The following is a 17,933-nucleotide window of genomic DNA, read 5'->3' on the forward strand; positions in this document are numbered from 1 at the left end:
GAAGGACGGGAGGCCCGCCCTACGCCCGGCGGCGCACCCGCGGGTCGACCACGGCGTAGACCAGGTCGACGACGACGTTCGCCGTGACGACCAGGAACGCCGAGAACACCGTGAACCCGACGACGACCTGCAGGTCCAGCGTGTGCACCGCGTCGATGAGCAGCGCGCCGAGCCCCTGCATCGAGAACACCTTCTCGGTGATGACCGCACCGCCGAGCAGCGTGCCGAGGTCGAGCCCGAACAGCGTCACCACGGGCAGGATCGCCGTCCGCAGCCCGTGCCGCACGACGACCTGGCGCTCGCGGAGGCCCTTCGCGCGGGCGGTCCGGACGAAGTCCTGCCCCATCGCCTCGAGCATCTCGCCACGGGTCAGTCGGGCGTAGATCGCCGCGCTGATGAACGCGAGCACGCACCACGGCAGCACCAGGTGCGTCAGCCAGCCGACCGGGTCCTCGGTCAGCGGCACGTACCCACTGGTGGGCAGGATCCCGAGCACGAAGCCGAACAGCAGGATCGACAGCAGCCCGATCAGGTACGCGGGTGAGGACACCCCCGCCACCGCGACGGTCATCACGGTGCGGTCGAGCGCCGAACCCGGGCGGAGCGCCGAGGCGGTCCCGCCCAGCACACCGGCGACGAGCCAGAGGAGCGCCGCACCGATCGCGATCGACGCCGTGACGGGCAGGCGGTCGACGATGAGCGTGGTGACGCTCTCGTGCAGCTGGAACGAGTAGCCGAAGCAGGGTGCGGCGCACTGCACGGCCGAGACACCGCTGCCGAACGAGCGGCCGGTGAAGATCCCGCCCAGGTACGCCGTGAACTGCAGGATCCACGGCTTGTCGGTACCGAGGAACGCCTGCACCTGCGCCAGTCGGTCCGGGGTGCAGGGCTTGTCGCAGATCGCCCGCGCCGGGTTCGTCGGCAGGAGCATGAACAGGGCGTAGGTGATCGCGGCGACGACGAGCAGCACGACGACGGCGCCGAGCACCCGGAACAGCACGAAGCGGAGCGCGGTCATCGGCTGCCTCCTCTCGGGTCGAGGGCGTCGCGGAGGGCGTCGCCGAGCACGTTGAACGCCAGGGTGACGAGGAACAGGGCGGCTCCCGGGAAGACGAGGTACATCGGGTCGGTCTGCACCCAGCCGACGGCGTCGCCGATGCTGCGGCCCCACGAGGGGGTCGGCGGGGTGACGCCGACGGCCAGGAAGGACAGCGCGGCCTCGGCGCCGATCATCGACGGGATCGAGATGGTGGCGTAGACGGTGATCGTCGCGGCGAGGTTCGGCAGGAGCTGGGTCCGGATGACGTGCCAGCGTCCGGCACCCATCGCGGTCGAGGCCACGACGTAGTTCCGCTCGCGCAGCGACAGCGTCTGGCCGCGGATCACACGCGCGACCGCCGGCCACCCGAAGAACCCGATGACCAGGACGACCAGGACGGGCTTCGGGAACGACGTCGGCACGATCGCGGTCAGGGCGATCATGAACACCAGCGACGGGAACCCGAACATGACGTCGACGACCCGGCTGAGCACGCGGTCGTACCAGCCACCGAAGAAGCCGGTCGTGACGCCGACGAGCACGCCGATGACCAGCGAGAACACGGTCGCGGCGAGCCCGATGCCGAGCGAGGTCCGTGCTCCGTAGGTGACGATCGCGAAGAGGTCGCGCCCGGTCAGGGGCTCCACACCGAACCAGTGCTCGGCGCTCATCCCGCCCAGGGGACCGCGGGGTGCGCCGAAGTCGTTGAGCGCCCCCACGTTGTACCCGTAGGGGTCCTGCCCGCTGATCCGCGCGATGAGCGGCGCCGCGAGGGCGACCACGACGAACACGGCGATGACCACCGCGGCGGTCACGGCCCACCGGTCACGTCGGATGCGTCCGACGACGGCGCGGAAGCCGGTGCCGGAGCCCGGAGTCGGACGGACCGGACGGTCGACGACGTTCGCGGTCATGCGACCACCCCTTCCCACTCGCGCCAGGCACGGCGGCGTTCGGCCTGTCGGGCCGGGTCGGCGACCGGTGCGGCGGCGAGCAGCATGCGTGTGTAGTCCTCCTGCGGGTCGTCGAGGACGGCCTGCGTCGTGCCGTGTTCGACGATCCGGCCGTGGTGCAGCACGGCGACCCGGTCGGCGAGCTGCCGGACGACGGCCAGGTCGTGGCTGACGAGCAGACACCCGAACCCGAACTCGTCCTGCAGGTCACGGAGCAGGTCGAGCACCGCGGCCTGCACGGTGACGTCGAGCGCCGAGGTCGGTTCGTCGGCGATGAGCAGTGCCGGCCGGAGCGCCAGCGCCCGGGCCACGGCGACACGCTGCCGCTGGCCGCCAGAGAGCTGGTGCGGGAACCGCTCGGCCCACGACGGGTCGAGCTGCACGGCCTCGAGCAGCTCGCGGACGCGTGCCGGTCGGTCGGCGCTCGGTTCGTGCACCAGCAGCGGCTCGGCGATGCTCCAGCCGATGCTCTGCCGCGGGTTCAGCGACGAGGCCGGGTCCTGGAACACGATCCCGACACGCTTGCGGATGTCACGGAGACGCCGGCCTCGGGCGGTGCGGAGGTCCTGCCCGTCGACGTCCACGGTGCCCTCGACCACCGGGACGAGGCCGGCCAGGGCGCGGCCGATCGTGGTCTTGCCCGAACCGGACTCCCCCACGAGGCCCAGGGTCTCGCCGGCGTGCAGCTCGAGGTCGATGCCCGACACGGTCGGTTCGCCGCGGCGCGAGTACCGCACGCCGACGTCGCGCAGGCGCGCGACCACCGGCCGGGAGGCGCGCCCCGCGTCGTCCGCACCGCTCGCGCTGGGCGACGTGGCTCGGACCGTCGGACGCGAGTCCGGTCGCTCAGCGCGAGTCTCGGCAGAGGCGCCGTCCGAGGCGGAGGCGGGCCGCGCCTCCAGAGCGGGCACGGCGGCGAGGAGCGCTCGCGTGTACTCGGTCTGCGGGCGCGCGAACAGGTCGACGACCTGGCCGTGCTCGACGGGGTCACCGCGACGCATCACGAGCACCTCGTCGGCGACGTCCGCCACCACGCCCATGTCGTGCGTGATGAGCAGCACCGCGAGCCCTCGGTCGCGGCACAGGTTCCGGAGCAGGTCGAGGATCCCCGCCTGCACGGTGACGTCGAGCGCCGTCGTCGGCTCGTCCGCGATGAGCGCGACCGGGTCACCGGCCAGGGCCATCGCGATCATCGCGCGCTGCAGCTGTCCGCCCGAGAGCTCGTGCGGGAAGGCCTTCCGGATCCGCGCCGGCTCGGCGATGCCGGCGGACCGGAGCAGCTCGTCGACCCGGGCGGACACCCCGGCGCGGTCGAGCGTGGTCGGGTGCGCGCGGACCGCCTCGGCGATCTGCGTCCCGATCGACAGCACCGGCGTGAACGAGTTCATCGGCTCCTGGAACACCACACCGATGCCGGCGCCGCGCACCTGGCGCAGTTCCTCGACGGGTGCGCCGACGAGCTCCTCGCCGCGGAACCGGGCGCTGCCCTCGACGCGCGCCTGCGGCGGCAGGAGTCCGAGCACGCTCATCGCGCTGACGGACTTGCCGGAGCCGGACTCGCCGACGAGCGCCAGGACACGACCGGGCGTCAGCTCGAAGGAGACGTCACGGACGACGGGCTCCGCGTCGCCGAACGCGACGCGGAGCCCCCGGACCTGCAGGATGGGATCGGTCACTGCTTGAGCGAGACCTTGAGGTAGTTCGGGTACGCCGGGAAGTCGGCGATCTGGAAGTTGTCGACGTCGGACCCGGCCAGGAACGACTGCTTGGCGTACATCAGCGGGACGACCGGAGCGTCGGCCATGATCGTCTTGTCCGCCTGCGCCCAGGTCTTCTGCGCCTCGGACTGGTCGACCGTGGCGCTGGCCTTCGCGATGAGGGCGTCCACCTCCGGGTTGCTGTACTTCGAGACGTTGTAGCCACCGCCACCGATCTGCGACGAGTCGTAGAGCGGCTGCAGGTTGGCGTTCGCGCTCGGGAAGTCCGGCTGCCAGCTCGACAGCGACAGGTCGAAGTCGGTGCCGTTCGTGGTGGCCTGCGTGAACGAGTCGTAGTCGAGGGGCTTCAGCGTGACCGTGATGCCGGCGCGCTTGAGACCGGCCTGCAGTGCCTGCGCCTGCGCGAGGTACGTCGGGTCGTTCTGCGTGACGAGCGTCAGCTTGAGGTTCGAGACCCCGGCCTGCTTCAGCAGCGACTTCGCCTTGTCGACGTCACCCGTAGCGCTCGTCTTGTACAGGTCGTAGTCCTGCCGACCGGCGATGCCCGGCGTGATGAGCGTCGAGGCGTAGGTGCCGGCGAGGGCTCCACCCGCGGCGATGCGGAACGACTTGCGGTCGACCGCGTACTGCAGGGCCTGGCGGACCTTGAGGTCCTTCAGTTCGCCACGCTGCGTGTTGATCGCCATGTAGCTGATCGGGCCGGCCTTCGACGTGGCGAGGCGGTCCTGCGCGGACGGGTTGCTCCGGACCTGGTTGAGCTCGGCGGCGCCGAGGTAGATCGCGCCGAAGGAGCTCTTCGCGTCACCGTTGTCCGCGATCAGCGTCTGCGTCACCGTGGACGGGTCCTGGCTCTCCTTGAAGACGATCTTCGAGGGGCCGGCGGTGCGTACCTCGTCCGTCTTCGCGGACCAGGCCTTGTTGCGGACCAGGGTGACCTGCGAGCCCTGCTGGTTCGACTGCACCTGGTACGGGCCGGACGCCACCGGCTTGAGGTCGTACGCACCGGTGTCGGTGCCCTGGCCCTCGGGGACCGGGGTGAACGCCGGCATCGACGCGAGCCACGGCCAGTCGCCGTACGCGTCGTTGAGCTTGAAGACGATGGTCTTGTCGTTCGGGGTCTCGATGCTGTCGAGGCTCTTGCCCTCGAACGGCCCCTTGTAGTCGCTGCCGCCCACCAGGAGGGACTTGTGGTAGCTGAGACCACCGGAGAGGGTCGGCGCGAACGAGCGCTCGATCCCCCACTTGATGTCCTTCGTGGTGATCGGCGTGCCGTCCTGGAACTCGACGCCGTCCTTCAGCGTGTAGGTCCAGGTCTTGCCGTCGTCGCTCGCGACACCGGTGTTCGTGGCGAGGTCCGGGACGACCTTCGCGGTCTTGCCCGGCTCGACGTCCCACGTGGTGAGGCGACGGGCGACGAGGCCCATCGAGGTGATGCCGAGGCTCTGGCTCGTCGCGGGGTCGAGGTGGAACGTGGTCTGCGACGTGAGGATGTTGAGCGTGCCGCCCTTGTCCGTCCCGCCACTGGCGTCGTCGGAGGCGTTGCCGCCCGAGCAGCCCGCGAGGACCAGGGCCGCTGCGGCGGCGACGGCCGCGGTGATGGTCAGGCGCTTCGGACGTCTCATGACGACGGGTCTCCTTGTTCGGGGGTGCCGGGTGGGCGGCGTCCATCCTGACACCGCGCCCGGATCCGTTCCGAATCCCGCGCGTGCGGGACGACGCACAACGAAACACTCCAAGTCGTCGGCGTCGCCCGCCATTCCCGAACGGCGGTCGCGATCTGGAGACCGTCGGGTCTTGCGGACACGGCCTAGCGGTCGAAGAAGTCGCTGATCCCCGGCCACTGGAAGCCCTCGCCGAGGTTCCCGACCTGTTCGCCGAGTCCGCCGAGCGCCTGCTCCCCCTGCGCTGCCACGCCCTCGACACTGCCGCCGAGGTCACCGAGACCGCCGCCCACCGTGTCGCCGAGGCCGGCCGCGACACCCTCGAAGTCCACGCCGAGGTCCGCCGCCTGCGCGAGCACCGGTCCCGCGGCCGCGCTCAGGACCGCACCGCCGGCGACCGCGACCGCGAGGCCGCCGACCGCCAGGGCACCGCCACCGAGCGCGGCACCGCCGAGCACCTTGCGCATGGTCCCGGGACGGCTCGTCTCGCCCCGTGTCGAGGTCCGGGCGAGACCTGCCGCGGAGGCATCGGTCCCCCGGTCGTGCTGCGGAAGTTCCGCGTTGAGCCGCTGCAGGACCTGCTGGCGCTGCTCCGGCGTGAGTCGGGCGAACGCGTCGTGGTGGGCCTGCTCGAGCCGCTCGGGATCGGCGGTCTTCAGCAGGTAGTCGTACTTCGCGATCGCGACGCGGTCGGCCTCGCTCGGTGCGCCGGGACGGGCCTGGTGGTTACCGACCGGGGGCTGCTGCTGGCGTCGATCCGGCGCCGGCGCGGACCACTGCCCACTGACGGGCTGCCGGCCGGAGCGCTTCTGCAGTTGCTTGTCGATGACCTTCGAGGCCATGTCGAGGATGCGGTTCAGGTTCGCCATGCTTCACCTTTGCGTCCACACATGGACAGCCCCGGCGACGACCCGGTGGAACGGCGGTGCAGTGCCCTGACATCCCCTGTGAAGTGCAGCCCGCGGGCCCCCGGTGACCTTCTGGAATACGTGTATCACGCCGGTAGGCTGGCCGTCGAGCGCGGAACCGCCGGACCGCGCTCGGAGCGAACGAGTGAAGCCCGGGACTGCACGAACAGTCCCGGGCTTCGGTTCGCTCTCCGAGTGGAGGGCCAGGGGAAGACACCGTTCCCCGAGTTCAGCACTCGGGAAGCAGTGTAGCCGAGCCCGCTCGGCGACACACCCCTGGCCTGACGCTCCTCGTGTCCTACAAATGGACTTCGACGTGGATGGTGATGAAGTGCGATCCGGGAGCCCGGTGGACCCTCCTCAGCCGAGCAGCCGTACGGAGTCGTTCCGCAGATTCAGACACCGAGCAGCCCGGAAAGTCGTCACCTTGCTGGCCCATCTGGTCCCGACCCGAGCCTGGGCTCAGGCTCGGGCTCGACGGGGCACCCGTCACTAGCCGGGAGTCTGATCGTCGAGTGATCACGGAGCAACCGTGCTGTTAGAAGGAGCTGCCAGACGAGCGCTCCCGCGAAGAGCAGAATGCAGATCAGGACGATCCCCAAGAACGGCACCAAGTACGTGAAGATGAAATCCATTACGAACACACTACTTCTGCCACCCGCCGACGGGAGCCTCAAGACACTTTGAGAAAGCCTCTGATTCAACGTCGAATGAGTATTTGCCGCTCTCCAGCTCTCTCGCGTAATCTTGTGCGTCGTACATGGGAACAACCGCTCCCTCTCGAACAAGACAGCGCGCCATTGATTCACTCTCATCGATGTGTTCAGGGTTCTGCAGCATGGAATCACGTAAGGTCATAACGGTTGCCCCGTTGGCTTCGAGACACCGGTCAACATCATCGTCCGGTACATCGGCAGGACGTTCGTAAAGCCACTGGCCTTGCGTGAAACGAGCGCGGACACCGCGACCGTCTAAGCACTCTTCGATGGAGTGCTCGAAGTGCCTATACTCACCTGCGGAGATGACTCCGTCTTGAAGAGCGCGTCGGACTTCATCACCCTCCGCATGCTGGTACAGCTCCGCGAAATCCGCCGCCCAGGGCCCCTTGAAAGTCACGTCGTCGACGCGAACCACCGCCGGCACCTTGTTGCTGTCTTTCGTCGCTGAGCAGCCGACGCACGACAGCAACGCGACGAGCACCGCTCCTACACAAAGGCCTCGCACCAGTCGATCTCCCGTCTTCCAGGCTCTCTTCCACGAGCCCGTAGACGAGCACTCTAACGAAATCGACGCGCGGATGCCGCGAATAGTTTCTCACCATCGCGGGTGCTTGCGTTACAGCTCGGAAGAACGAACTTGCGCGTCTCTGCGGAATCAGTCAAAGTGCCAGTGGGCGACTGCCTCGAAAACATCTGGAGAAAGGACATCACGTGCGATTCACAAAACTCGCGACGATCGCGGCCGCGAGCGCCGTTCTCATCGTTGGTATCCCCGCGACCGCGGCGTCAGCAGCGACCTCTGCTGTCGGGGGTGGCCTGTGGGATCACGGCGTCAACAGCAAGGTGTACTCCAAGTACCATCACGCCTCGAAGTACCACTCCGCCACTGCGTGCAACGGTGGGCTCCTCAACCAGTGTGCGAAGTCGGTGGCAGCGAAGAACAAGTGGGCGAGCGCCTCACTCCCGCGTAATCTCGGTGGCGGGAACACCGCCTTCTGGAACACCTACTGACGGCACGAAAAAGGGGGTCCTCAGCGTGCCGGTGACGGTTACCGAGGACCCCCCTTCGGCTGCTTACTGCGGGTTCAGCCGAGCACGCGGTCCAGGAACGGGTTGCGGAAGCGCCCCTCCGGGTCGAGGTCCCGCGCCAGCGCCGAGAACGCCCCGAGCTGCGGGTAGACCTGGTGTAGCCGCTCCGGGCTCGCCGCCGCGACCTTGCCCCAGTGCGGGCGGGGACCGAACGGCGCGAGGGCGTTCTCGATGAGGGGCAGCGCGACCGCCACGTCCTCGGTCTGACGGCGGAACGTGAAGTGGAACGCGACCGAGTCACGGCCGGAGCTCGGCGCGAGCCAGGCGTCGTCGGCGGCGATGCGACGGATCTCGGACACGAAGAGCACCGGGGCGATGGCGTCCCCGATCCCCCGGAGCGCCTGGATCGCGGACACGGCGTTGCTCGCGTCGATCATGTACTCGGCCTGGATCTCCTCGCCCGCCGAGGGCGTGAACGACGACCGGAAGTGCGGCAGTCGCTCGTGCCAGGGGCCGGGCACGCCGCCCTGTTCGGTGACACCGGCGGTCTCGCTTCCGGGCACCGGGTGGATCGGTTCGGCACCGGCCACGGCACCGAGGGCGGCGAGTTCGATCACGGCGTCGTCGCGGTCCTCGCGCCGCTTGGTCCAGATCTGCCGGATGCCGTCGTCGGTGTAGCCGGTGAACATGCTGACGCTGTAGCCGGCGGACATGATCGACTCGAACTGCGCGTCGACGACGTCCCAGCCGAGCCCGGTGTGCACGGTCTGCGCGACCCGGTAGGTCGGTTCGACCGCCAGGTGCACCGCGACGACGACCCCGAGCGCGCCGAGGGCGACCCGGTGCGCGTCGAGCCGGGGGTCGTCCACGCCGACGACCTCGACGTCGCCGGAGGCCCGGACGATCTCGAGTCCGACGACCGACTGGGCGAGCGACGCGTTGCCGACACCGGAACCGTGGGTGCCGGTCGCAACGGCGCCGGCGACGGAGATGTGCGGCAGGGACGCGAGGTTCGCGAGGGCCCAGCCACGGGCCTCCAGGCCGACGGCGACCTGGGCGTGCGTGAGGCCGGCGGCGACACGTGCCACGCGCCGGTCTGAGTCCACGTCGAGTTCGGGCGGGAGGCCCGTGAGCGTCACCTGCACCGCGTCGGTGTCGGCGATGGTGTTGAACGAGTGCCGTGACCCGAGCGCCGTCAGGCGCGGGGTCGAGGCGACCAGCCGCTGGAGGTCGTCCACACTCGTCGGTTCCGCCAGGCGGCTCGCCGAGTAGGTGACGTTCCCCGCCCAGTTGGTGCGGGTGTGGGCTGCGGTGGTGGTGTCGTCGTCGATCACGTCGCTCATCGTAGGCCTCCCGACCGACTCAGAAGCCCCGGTCGAGCCGGTGCCAGGTCTGCTGCGTGCGGACCTCGTCGCGGAAGCCGCGCAGCGTGGTGTGCTCGTCGATGACCAGGAACTCGGTGCCGATCATGGTGGCGAGGTCCTCGAGCACCTGGATGCCGACGGCGGTCGTCATCACGGTGTGGTGGGCGGCGCCGGCGCTGAGCCAGGCCTCGGCCGAGACGGGGAACGACGGCTGCGGCTCCCAGACGGCACGGCCGACGGGCAGGTTGGGCAGTGCCTCGGTCGGCGGGACGACCTCGACGACGTTCGCGGTGAGGCGGAAGCCGTCGCGGGTGTCGCTCAGGGCGGCGACGACCGCGGGGCCGGCGTCGGCGGTGAAGACCAGGCGCACCGGGTCGTCCTTGCCGCCGATGCCGAGCGGGTGGATCTCGAGCGTCGGGGTCGACGAGGTCAGGGTCGGCGACACCTCGAGCATGTGCGCGCCGAGGATCTTCTCGGCACCCGGGGTGAGGTCGTACGTGTAGTCCTCCATCAGGGAGGCGCCACCGGGCAGTCCGGCGCCGGCGACGTTCATCGCGCGGACCAGGACGGCCGTCTTCCAGTCGCCCTCGGCGCCGAAGCCGTACCCGTCGGCCATCAGTCGCTGGACGGCCAGGCCGGGCAGCTGCTTGAGCGTGCCGAGGTCCTCGAAGTTCGTGGTGAACGCGGCGGACCCGTTCTCGGCGAGCAGGGCGCGGAGTCCGAGTTCGATCGCGGCACCGTCGCGGAGCGCGCCGTGCCGGTCACCGTCGCGACGGAGCGACGGGTCGACGTCGTACTCCGCTTCGTACGCGGCGACGAGCTCGTCGACGGCGGCAGTGTCGGCCGTCGCGGCGTCCACGGCGGCGGCGAGCTCGTTGACGGCCCAGGTGTTGACCTGCACGCCGAGCTCGATCTCGGCCTCGGTCTTGTCGCCCTCGGTGACGGCGACGTAGCGCATGTTGTCGCCGAAGCGGGTGAGCTTGAGCTCGCGGATCGCGGCGGCACCGGCGGCGGCGCGGGTCCAGTCGGCGACGCGCTGCTGCACGCGCGGGTCGCTCACGTGGCCGACGGCGGTGGCGTGCCGGACGCCCATGCGGGCGAGGGCGTAGCCGAACTCGCGGTCGCCGTGCGCGGCCTGGTTGAGGTTCATGAAGTCGAAGTCGATGTCCGCCCAGGGCAGCGTGACGTTCGCCTGCGTGTGCAGGTGCAGCAGCGGCTTGGTCAGCGCGTTGAGACCGCCGATCCACATCTTGGCGGGGCTGAACGTGTGCATCCACGTCGTGACACCGATGACGTTGTCGTCCGCGCTGGCCTCGATGAGGGCGCGGCGGATGCCGTCTGCGTCCTTGAGCACGGGCTTCCACACGAGCTTGACCGGCAGTGCTCCGGCGAGCGACTCGTGCACCGCGCGGCTCTGCTCCTCGACCTGGCGGAGGGTCTCCTCGCCGTAGAGGCCCTGTGAGCCGGTGAGGAACCAGACCTCGTAGCGCTCGAGCGTGGCCTGGGGGTCGACGGCGTCCGTCGTGGTGGGGGTGTCCTGCGTCATCGCATGGCTCCTTCGGGGTTCTGTCCGTAGACGTTCTGGTAACGGTCGAAGAGGCGGTCGACGTCCTCGGGCGCGATCGGCACGAGGTCACCGCCCTGCTTCGCGATGTGGACCGTGCGGGCGACGTCTTCGCACATCACGGCGGCCTTGACGGCGTCCTTCGCGTCCTTGCCGATGGTGAAGACGCCGTGGTTCTGCATGAGCACGGCGCGGGACCGGTGGTCCTTGAGCGTCGCGACGATGCCCTGGCCGATCGAGTCGTCGCCGATGATCGCGAACGGGCCGACCGGGATCGGGCCGCCGAACTCGTCGGCCATCGCGGTGATCACGCAGGGGATCTCCTCGGCGCGGGCGGCCCAGGCGGTGGCGTAGGTCGAGTGGGTGTGCACGACACCGTTCACCTCGGGCATGTTCCGGTACACGAAGGCGTGTGCGGCGGTGTCGGAGGACGGACCGTGCGCGTTGCCCCAGCCCTCGGCCGGCACACCGTCGAGGGTGCAGACGACCTGGTTCTCGGGGGTCAGGTCCTCGCTGACGACACCGCTCGGCTTGATGACGAACAGGTCGGTGCCGGGCACGCGCTCAGAGACGTTGCCGCCGGTCCAGATGACCAGCCCGTAGCGGACGAGTTCGCCGTGCAGTCGGGCCACGCGCTCCCGCGCTGCGGCGACGGCCGCCTTGGTGGTGTCGTCGGTCATCAGTTCACGTCCTGTTCCTGCTGGTGCGCGTCGGCGCTGCTGTCGTGTTCGGCCTGGAGGCCCGGCTCGGCTGCCGTCGTCGGCTCGCCGGCCGCCGAGGTCGCGCCCGGCGTCATGGTCGCGCCCGGCGTCGTGGTCGCGCCCGCCGCGATCGCCTGGATCGGCAGCGCTGCCCGGAACCGGTCGAGGTACGTCGTGAAGCCGTCGACGTCGCGCTGGTCCGGGTCGACGACGTCGGACGCCGCCGAACCGAACACGGTCGTGCCGAGGTACTCGGCGAGCGAGGTGTCGGCCGCGTGCTCCAGGTAGGCGGCGAGGACGGCGATGCCCCACGCCCCGCCCTCGCTGGCGGTGGCCTCGAGCGCGACGGGCACGCGGAGTGCGGCGGCGAGCTGGCGCTGCGGCAGGCCGGGCGTCCGGAAGAGTCCGCCGTGTGCGGTCATCCGGTCGACGGCGACGCCCTCGGCGTGCAGGACCTCCATGCCGATGGCGAGCGTCGCGAACGCGCCCATGAGTTCGGCGCGGACCAGGTTGCCGAGCGTGAACCGGGCGTCGGGGGCGCGGAGGAGCAGCGGTCGGCCGTCCTCGACGCCGGTGACGGGTTCGCCGGCCAGGTAGTTGACGGCGAGCAGTCCGCCGGCGTCGGGGTCGGCGGTGGCGGCCTCGTCGAGCAGGGTGCGGAACACGGTGTCGGCGTCGGTCGGGGTGCCGGCGGCCTCGGCGAAGCGGCCGAAGACCCGCGCCCAGCTGCCGATCTCGCTGGCGCCGTTGTTGCAGTGCACCATCGCGACGGCGTCACCGGCGGGGGTGGTGACGACGTCGAGTTCCTCGTGCGGGGTGGACAGCGCGCGCTCGAGGACGACCATCGCGAAGATGCTCGTGCCGACGCTGACGTTGCCGGTGCGCTGCGCGACCGCGTTCGTGGCGACCATGCCGGTGCCGGCGTCACCCTCGGGCGGGCAGAGCGGGGCGCCGGGCTGCAGGGTGCCGGTGGGGTCGAGCCAGGCGGCGCCCGCGGGGGTCAGGTGGCCGGCGTCCTGGCCGGCGACGCGGACCTCGGGCAGGAGTGCGCGGAGGTCGGGGACCCCGATGAGGTCCTGTGCGGTGTCGAGCATCCGGGCGTCGTAGTCGCCGGTGGCCGGGTCGATCGGGAACACACCCGAGGCGTCCCCCACACCGAGGACGTCCTGCCCGGTGAGCTCCCGGTGCACGTACCCGGCGAGCGTCGTGATGCCCGTGGTCTGCGCGACGTGCTGCTCGTCGTCGAGGACGGCCTGGTACAGGTGCGCGATCGACCAGCGGAGCGGGATGTTGAAGCCGAGCGCATCGCTCAGGGCCGCGGCTGCCGGGCCGGTCGAGGTGTTGCGCCAGGTGCGGAAGGGCACGAGCAGCTCGCCGTCAGCGTCGAAGGGCAGGTAGCCGTGCATCATCGCCGAGACCCCGACGGCGCGGAACGTCGTCGGCACCGTGCCGTGCTGCGCCTGCAGGTCGGCGACCAGTGCGGCGTACGCGGCGCGGACACCGGTCTCGACCGCTGCCAGCGGATAGGTCCAGCGACCGTCGACGAACTCGTTCTCCCACTCGTGGCTGCCGGAGGCGATGACGGTCAGGTCCTCGCCCACCAGACACGCCTTGATGCGGGTCGACCCGAGTTCGATGCCGAGGGTCGTGCGGCCGTCCGCGATCTCGCGGGTCCGGTCGTCGCTCATGGTGGGCCTCCTGCTCTCGCCGTCGAGTGAGCGCTCACACCGTAGCGCGTGAGCGCTCACGTGGACAACTCGCCCGGCCGTGTCGCCGCCGAGTGCACCGGAGGGTGCCGGCGTCAGGCGCCGACGGTGCTCTCGCGGATCACGAGCGAGGGCGTGACCGATGCCGAGGCGGCCGTCCCGCCGTCGATCAGCGCCAGGAGCGCCTGCCCGGCGACCCGGCCGAGCTCCTCCAGCCGCAGGTCCACCGTGGTCAGCGGCGGACGACTCGCCAGGGCCATCACGTCCCAGTCGTCGAAGCCGGTCACCGCGACGTCGCCGGGTACGGACCGTCCGGTCTCCCGCAGTCGGTCGCACACGCCACGGGCGATCTGGTCGCTGCCGCAGACGATCGCGTCGACGTCGGGCGCCTGGCGCGCGAGCACGTCCACGGCCTGTCGCCCCCAGCGCTCGGACCACTCGCCGAACAGCGGCGGTGTCACCAGGTGCGCCCCGAGCTCCGTCGACGCGCCGTCCGTCCGGCGCACCGCGGACCGGTGCCGTCCGGGTCCGGTGACGACGGCGACCCGCTGGCGGCCGAGCGAGCGGACGTGTGCGGCGACGAGCGCCGAACCGGCCGCGTCGTCGAGGGTGATCGAGACGTCGGCGTCGTCGGTGGAGGGGGTGAAGGCGTAGACGACCGGCATCGACACGTCGATCGGGGGCCGGGCGTCGGCGGAGCGGCCGGTCACGATGACGCCGTCGACGCCGCGGGCCGCCAGGGAGCGCAGGTAGTGGGCCTCGCGCACGTGGTCGTCGCGGGTGTCGCAGAGCAGCACGGCCATCCGCCCGGCGGACAGGGCGTCCTCGGCACCGAGCAGCACCGGGATCGAGAACCGACCGAACGAGTCGGTGGTGATCATGCCGACCGTGTAGGTCCGCCCCGAGGACAGCGCGCGGGCCCGGGCGTCGCCGACGAACCCGAGCTTCTCGGCGGCGTCCTTCACGCGCTGCCGGGTGGTGTCACGGAGCTGCCCGGTGCCGTTGAGCGCCTTCGACGCGGTGCCGATCGACACCCCGGCGAGCGCGGCGACGTCGGTGATCCGGATCGGCTGACCGGTGCGTTCGAGCGTCACGGCAACCACCTTTCCGAGGTTCTGGACGTTCGCATGATCATACGCAAGCCGATGCAAGAAGCCCTTGCGCGCCTCCCGTCCGTGTCGTAACGTCCACCGCAGAAAGCGTTTTCCGTCCCGCGACGATGCAGTCCGGACGGCACCAGTCACATCGCAAGGAGGCGACATGACCACCACGCTCGCGACCGACCGCGGCGCGCACACCGCGACCCCGGTCCTCCCGACCGCCCAGGCGCGCCTGACGCTCCGGCCGCTGCCCACCGGTGACGCCCGGATCACCAGGGGCTTCTGGGCGCTCCGGCAGCAGCGCAACGGCCGCGACGCGATCCGCGGCGCCCACGCCCTGCTCGAGGCCGCCGGGAACTTCCGGAACCTCCGGATCGCCGCCGGGCTCGAGGAGGGCGAGGCGGTCGGCCCGGTCTTCATGGACTCCGACGTGACGAAGTGGCTCGAGGCAGTGGCGTGGGAGTACGGCCGCGCCCCGTCGGACGACCTGCTGGAGCTGCAGCGCGAGGTCACCAGCCTGTACGCGCAGGCACAGGCCGACGACGGCTACCTCGACTCCGTGCAGCAGATCCGGGGGAAGGGCGAGCGGTACACGGACCTCAAGTGGAGCCACGAGATGTACTGCGCCGGGCACCTGTACCAGGCGGCCGTGGCCCAGCACCGTGCCACCGGGGACGACGCGCTGCTCCAGGTCGCGATCCGGAACGCCGACCACCTGGTCCGCACGTTCGGCGACGGCCCCGGCCAGACCGTGGACGTCGACGGTCACCCCGTCGTCGAGATGGGCCTGGTCGAGCTGTACCGCGAGACCGGCACCCGCGCCTACCTCGACCTGGCGCACTGGTTCGTCGACGCCCGCGGGCACGGCATCATCGAGCGGGCCGGCGGCGAGCCGACGTACTTCTCCGACCGGGTGCCCAGCCGCGAGGCCACGACGGTGGAGGGCCACGCGGTCCGTGCCGTGTACCTGGCGGCCGGCGCGGTCGACGTCGCGATCGAGACCGGGGACACCGAGCTCCTCGCGGCGAGCGAGCGGCAGTTCGCGGACATGATGGCGACGAAGGCGTTCATCACCGGCGGCCTCGGTGCCCGGTGGGACTGGGAGGCGTTCGGCGATCCGTACGAGCTGCCGACCGACCGCGGCTACGCCGAGACCTGCGCGGCCATCGGCGGGGTGCAGTGGGCCTGGCGCCTGCTGCTCGCGACCGGCAAGCCGGTCTACGCCGACGCGATCGAGCGCCTGCTGTACAACGCGTTCCTGGCGGGCGTCAGCCTCGGCGGCACCGAGTACTTCTACGTCAACCCGCTGCAGCAGCGCGACCACGCACACCAGGACGAGAACCGCTCCCCCGCCCACGGCCGTCGGGGCTGGTTCGACTGCGCCTGCTGCCCGCCGAACATCATGCGCACCTTCGCCAGCCTCGACGGCTACCTGGCGACAGCGACCGACGGCGGGCTGCAGGTCCACCAGTACGCGACCGCCTCGCTCGGCGTCGTCGAGGTCGAGACCGGGTACCCGCACGACGGCCGGGTGCGCATCACCGTCACCGAGGACGGACCCCTCGCCCTCGGACTCCGGATCCCCGCCTGGTCGGACACCACGACCGTCACCGGCCCGGACGGCTCGGCGAGTCAGGCGAGTCCGTCGGCCGGCACCCTGCACGTCATCGACCGCGAGTGGTCGGCCGGCGACACCGTCGAGCTCACCTTCGACACGACGCCGCACCGGTACGTCGCCGACGCGCGCATCGACGCCGCCCGCGGGCAGGTCGCCATCGAGCGCGGCCCGCTCGTCTACGCGGTCGAGCAGGCGGACCAGCAGGGCTTCACGGTCGACGACCTGACGGTGGACGCGGCGGCGCCGATCACCGAAGAGCACCGGGACGAGCTGCTCGACGGGGTCGTCACGCTGCGGGTCCCGGGGCACGCACCGGCCGAGCACGTGCAGCCGGCGTGGCCGTACCGGCGGCTGGACGGGCCGGGAGGGACGGATCGCGCGGGCGAGGCGACCAGCGTCGACGACGTGGCCGGGTCCGCGGACGCGACCACGGGCCTCCCGGCAGCTCGCGAGGTCACCGCGACCGCCGTCCCGTACTACGCGTGGGCGAACCGAGGGGCCGCGCCGATGCGCGTCTGGCTCCCGCTGGCACGGTGACGTCGTGGACCGCAGGTCGTTCCTCGTCGGCGGGGTCGCCGGTGCGGCAGCCCTCACCCTGGCCGGGTGCTCCGGCAGCCTGCCGAAGGTCGTCGCGAAGCCGGCCGTCTTCGGCAAGGGCGCGACCGGCACCGTGCAGGTCTGGTGCCGGTCCGCGACCCAGGCCGGTTTGACCTCGGCCGTCGCCGGCTTCAACCGCGCGAATCCGGAGTTGCAGGTCCAGCTCACCCCGGTGCCGGACGCGCAGTACGTGACGAAGCTCGCGACCGCGATCCGTGGCGGGACGCCGCCGGACGTCGTCGACATCGACGACATCAACTCGCAGCTGTTCATCTTCCGCGACGCGTTCGCCGACCTGACCGACGTGGTGCAGGACCTCGACTACGTCGATGCGATCTCCCCCGGCCACCTGCGCCTGCTCGAGTACCGCGGCCGGTACTACGGGCTGCCGTACCTGGCGGACAACTCGCAGCTGTTCGTGAACACCGAGCTGTTCGAGCGTGCGGGCCTCGACGTCCAGGAGTCGACGAAGGACCTGTCCACGCTGCTCGACGCGGCGAAGGCGATCCGGAAGACCGGCGACGACGTGTACGGCTGGTCGATCTCCGGCAACGCCGCCGGCATCATCGGCTTCGTCACCCAGCCGCACGTGTGGGCGACCGGCGTCGACATGATGTCCGGCGAGGTCGGCTCGCAGCGGGCGAACATCGTCGGCAACGAGGCCCTGGAACGGATGCTCGAGTTCTACCGGCAGCTCTGGAGGGACGGGGTGCTGTCGAAGGCGACGTACTCCGACGCCGGCACCACGTGGGGAGCGGACTTCCGGGCCGGCAAGGTCGGCATCTTCCCGACCTCGTACGGGGCCACCGTGCCCGCGGCGACGAAGGCGATGCGGGCGAAGATGCAGACCGTGCTCATCCCGTCGTGGGACGGCAAGCGGTCGTTCTTCGACGGCGGCGACAACATGTGCATCCCGAACGGGGCGGCGAACCCGTCCGGGGGTTGGGCGTTCATGCAGTACGCGAACGGGCTCCGGCAGCAGCAGGCGCTGCCGGACGGCGGGTACTTCCCGACCCGGTCCGACGCCGCCACGCCGGAGTACCGGAAGCGGTTCCCGCTGGCCTCCGGGCCGCTGGACTCCTTCGAGAAGGGCTACGCGCCGCGGACGCTGGCGTACAACCTGCTCAACAACCAGCCGTCGTCGCCGTACTTCGCGATGTTCCGCGAGGCCGTGTTCGGCTCGGGGAGCGCTGCCGCCATGCGGACGGCGCAGTCCGACTACCAGCGGATCCTCGACCAGGTCCAGGCCTGAGCCT

The 17,933-nt window shown here is 70.8% G+C and carries 14 protein-coding genes; 3 read left to right on the forward strand and 11 right to left on the reverse strand.

Annotation, left to right across the window (positions count from 1 at the left end; translation table 11 throughout):
- Nucleotides 1-19 precede the first annotated feature (19 nt).
- The 6 genes from QL987_RS09135 to QL987_RS09160 form a co-directional block, all read right to left on the reverse strand.
- On the reverse strand, nucleotides 20-1,018 hold the full coding sequence (locus tag QL987_RS09135) for an ABC transporter permease (RefSeq protein WP_111074753.1): 999 nt from the start codon (nucleotides 1,016-1,018) through the stop codon (nucleotides 20-22).
- Nucleotides 1,015-1,953, reverse strand: a complete 939-nt coding sequence (locus QL987_RS09140) for an ABC transporter permease (RefSeq protein ID WP_290157320.1) — start codon at nucleotides 1,951-1,953, stop codon at nucleotides 1,015-1,017. The genes QL987_RS09135 and QL987_RS09140 overlap by 4 nt, the downstream gene beginning before the upstream one ends.
- On the reverse strand, nucleotides 1,950-3,668 hold the full coding sequence (locus QL987_RS09145; RefSeq protein WP_290157321.1) for an ABC transporter ATP-binding protein: 1,719 nt from the start codon (nucleotides 3,666-3,668) through the stop codon (nucleotides 1,950-1,952). Before QL987_RS09145 ends, QL987_RS09140 begins: the two co-directional genes overlap by 4 nt.
- Nucleotides 3,665-5,332 carry an ABC transporter substrate-binding protein gene (locus QL987_RS09150; protein WP_290157322.1) on the reverse strand — a complete coding sequence of 556 codons (1,668 nt, stop codon included), beginning with the start codon at nucleotides 5,330-5,332 and terminating at the stop codon, nucleotides 3,665-3,667. Before QL987_RS09150 ends, QL987_RS09145 begins: the two co-directional genes overlap by 4 nt.
- A gap of 185 nt (nucleotides 5,333-5,517) precedes the next feature.
- Nucleotides 5,518-6,240: a hypothetical protein gene (locus QL987_RS09155; RefSeq protein ID WP_290157323.1), complete on the reverse strand. Its 723-nt coding sequence runs from the start codon at nucleotides 6,238-6,240 to the stop codon at nucleotides 5,518-5,520.
- A gap of 684 nt (nucleotides 6,241-6,924) precedes the next feature.
- Nucleotides 6,925-7,479 carry a hypothetical protein gene (locus QL987_RS09160; RefSeq protein ID WP_290157324.1) on the reverse strand — a complete coding sequence of 185 codons (555 nt, stop codon included), beginning with the start codon at nucleotides 7,477-7,479 and terminating at the stop codon, nucleotides 6,925-6,927.
- A gap of 230 nt (nucleotides 7,480-7,709) precedes the next feature.
- Here QL987_RS09160 and QL987_RS09165 point away from each other — a divergent pair, with 230 nt between their 5' ends.
- Nucleotides 7,710-8,009, forward strand: coding sequence for a lactococcin 972 family bacteriocin (locus QL987_RS09165; RefSeq protein WP_290157325.1), 300 nt, complete (start codon nucleotides 7,710-7,712; stop codon nucleotides 8,007-8,009).
- Between the two features lie 74 nt (nucleotides 8,010-8,083).
- Here the strand turns inward: QL987_RS09165 and QL987_RS09170 are convergent, their stop codons facing one another.
- From QL987_RS09170 to QL987_RS09190, 5 genes are all read right to left on the reverse strand, one after another.
- A complete protein-coding gene (locus tag QL987_RS09170; protein WP_290157326.1) occupies nucleotides 8,084-9,361 on the reverse strand; it encodes a D-arabinono-1,4-lactone oxidase in 1,278 nt (425 codons plus the stop codon).
- 28 nt (nucleotides 9,362-9,389) lie between these two features.
- Complete coding sequence (gene araA / locus QL987_RS09175; RefSeq protein WP_290157327.1) at nucleotides 9,390-10,937, reverse strand: L-arabinose isomerase; 1,548 nt, start codon at nucleotides 10,935-10,937, stop codon at nucleotides 9,390-9,392.
- Nucleotides 10,934-11,635 carry an L-ribulose-5-phosphate 4-epimerase gene (locus QL987_RS09180; RefSeq protein ID WP_111074761.1) on the reverse strand — a complete coding sequence of 234 codons (702 nt, stop codon included), beginning with the start codon at nucleotides 11,633-11,635 and terminating at the stop codon, nucleotides 10,934-10,936. Before QL987_RS09180 ends, araA begins: the two co-directional genes overlap by 4 nt.
- The gene (locus QL987_RS09185; protein ID WP_290157328.1) at nucleotides 11,635-13,344 is read right to left on the reverse strand and encodes an FGGY-family carbohydrate kinase; all 1,710 of its coding nucleotides are present in this window, start codon (nucleotides 13,342-13,344) and stop codon (nucleotides 11,635-11,637) included. The genes QL987_RS09180 and QL987_RS09185 overlap by 1 nt, the downstream gene beginning before the upstream one ends.
- A gap of 113 nt (nucleotides 13,345-13,457) precedes the next feature.
- Complete coding sequence (locus QL987_RS09190) at nucleotides 13,458-14,456, reverse strand: LacI family DNA-binding transcriptional regulator (protein WP_290157329.1); 999 nt, start codon at nucleotides 14,454-14,456, stop codon at nucleotides 13,458-13,460.
- A gap of 166 nt (nucleotides 14,457-14,622) precedes the next feature.
- Here QL987_RS09190 and QL987_RS09195 point away from each other — a divergent pair, with 166 nt between their 5' ends.
- Nucleotides 14,623-16,617 (forward strand): beta-L-arabinofuranosidase domain-containing protein, encoded by a 1,995-nt coding sequence (locus QL987_RS09195; protein ID WP_290157330.1) that lies wholly within the window; start codon nucleotides 14,623-14,625, stop codon nucleotides 16,615-16,617.
- 4 nt (nucleotides 16,618-16,621) lie between these two features.
- Entirely contained in the window at nucleotides 16,622-17,929 is a 1,308-nt protein-coding gene (locus tag QL987_RS09200; protein ID WP_290157331.1) for a sugar ABC transporter substrate-binding protein, read from the forward strand.
- Nucleotides 17,930-17,933: the final 4 nt, after the last annotated feature.

Origin of the sequence: Curtobacterium sp. APC 4022, assembly GCF_030407555.1 — a bacterium.
Classification (GTDB): Bacteria; Actinomycetota; Actinomycetes; order Actinomycetales; family Microbacteriaceae; genus Curtobacterium.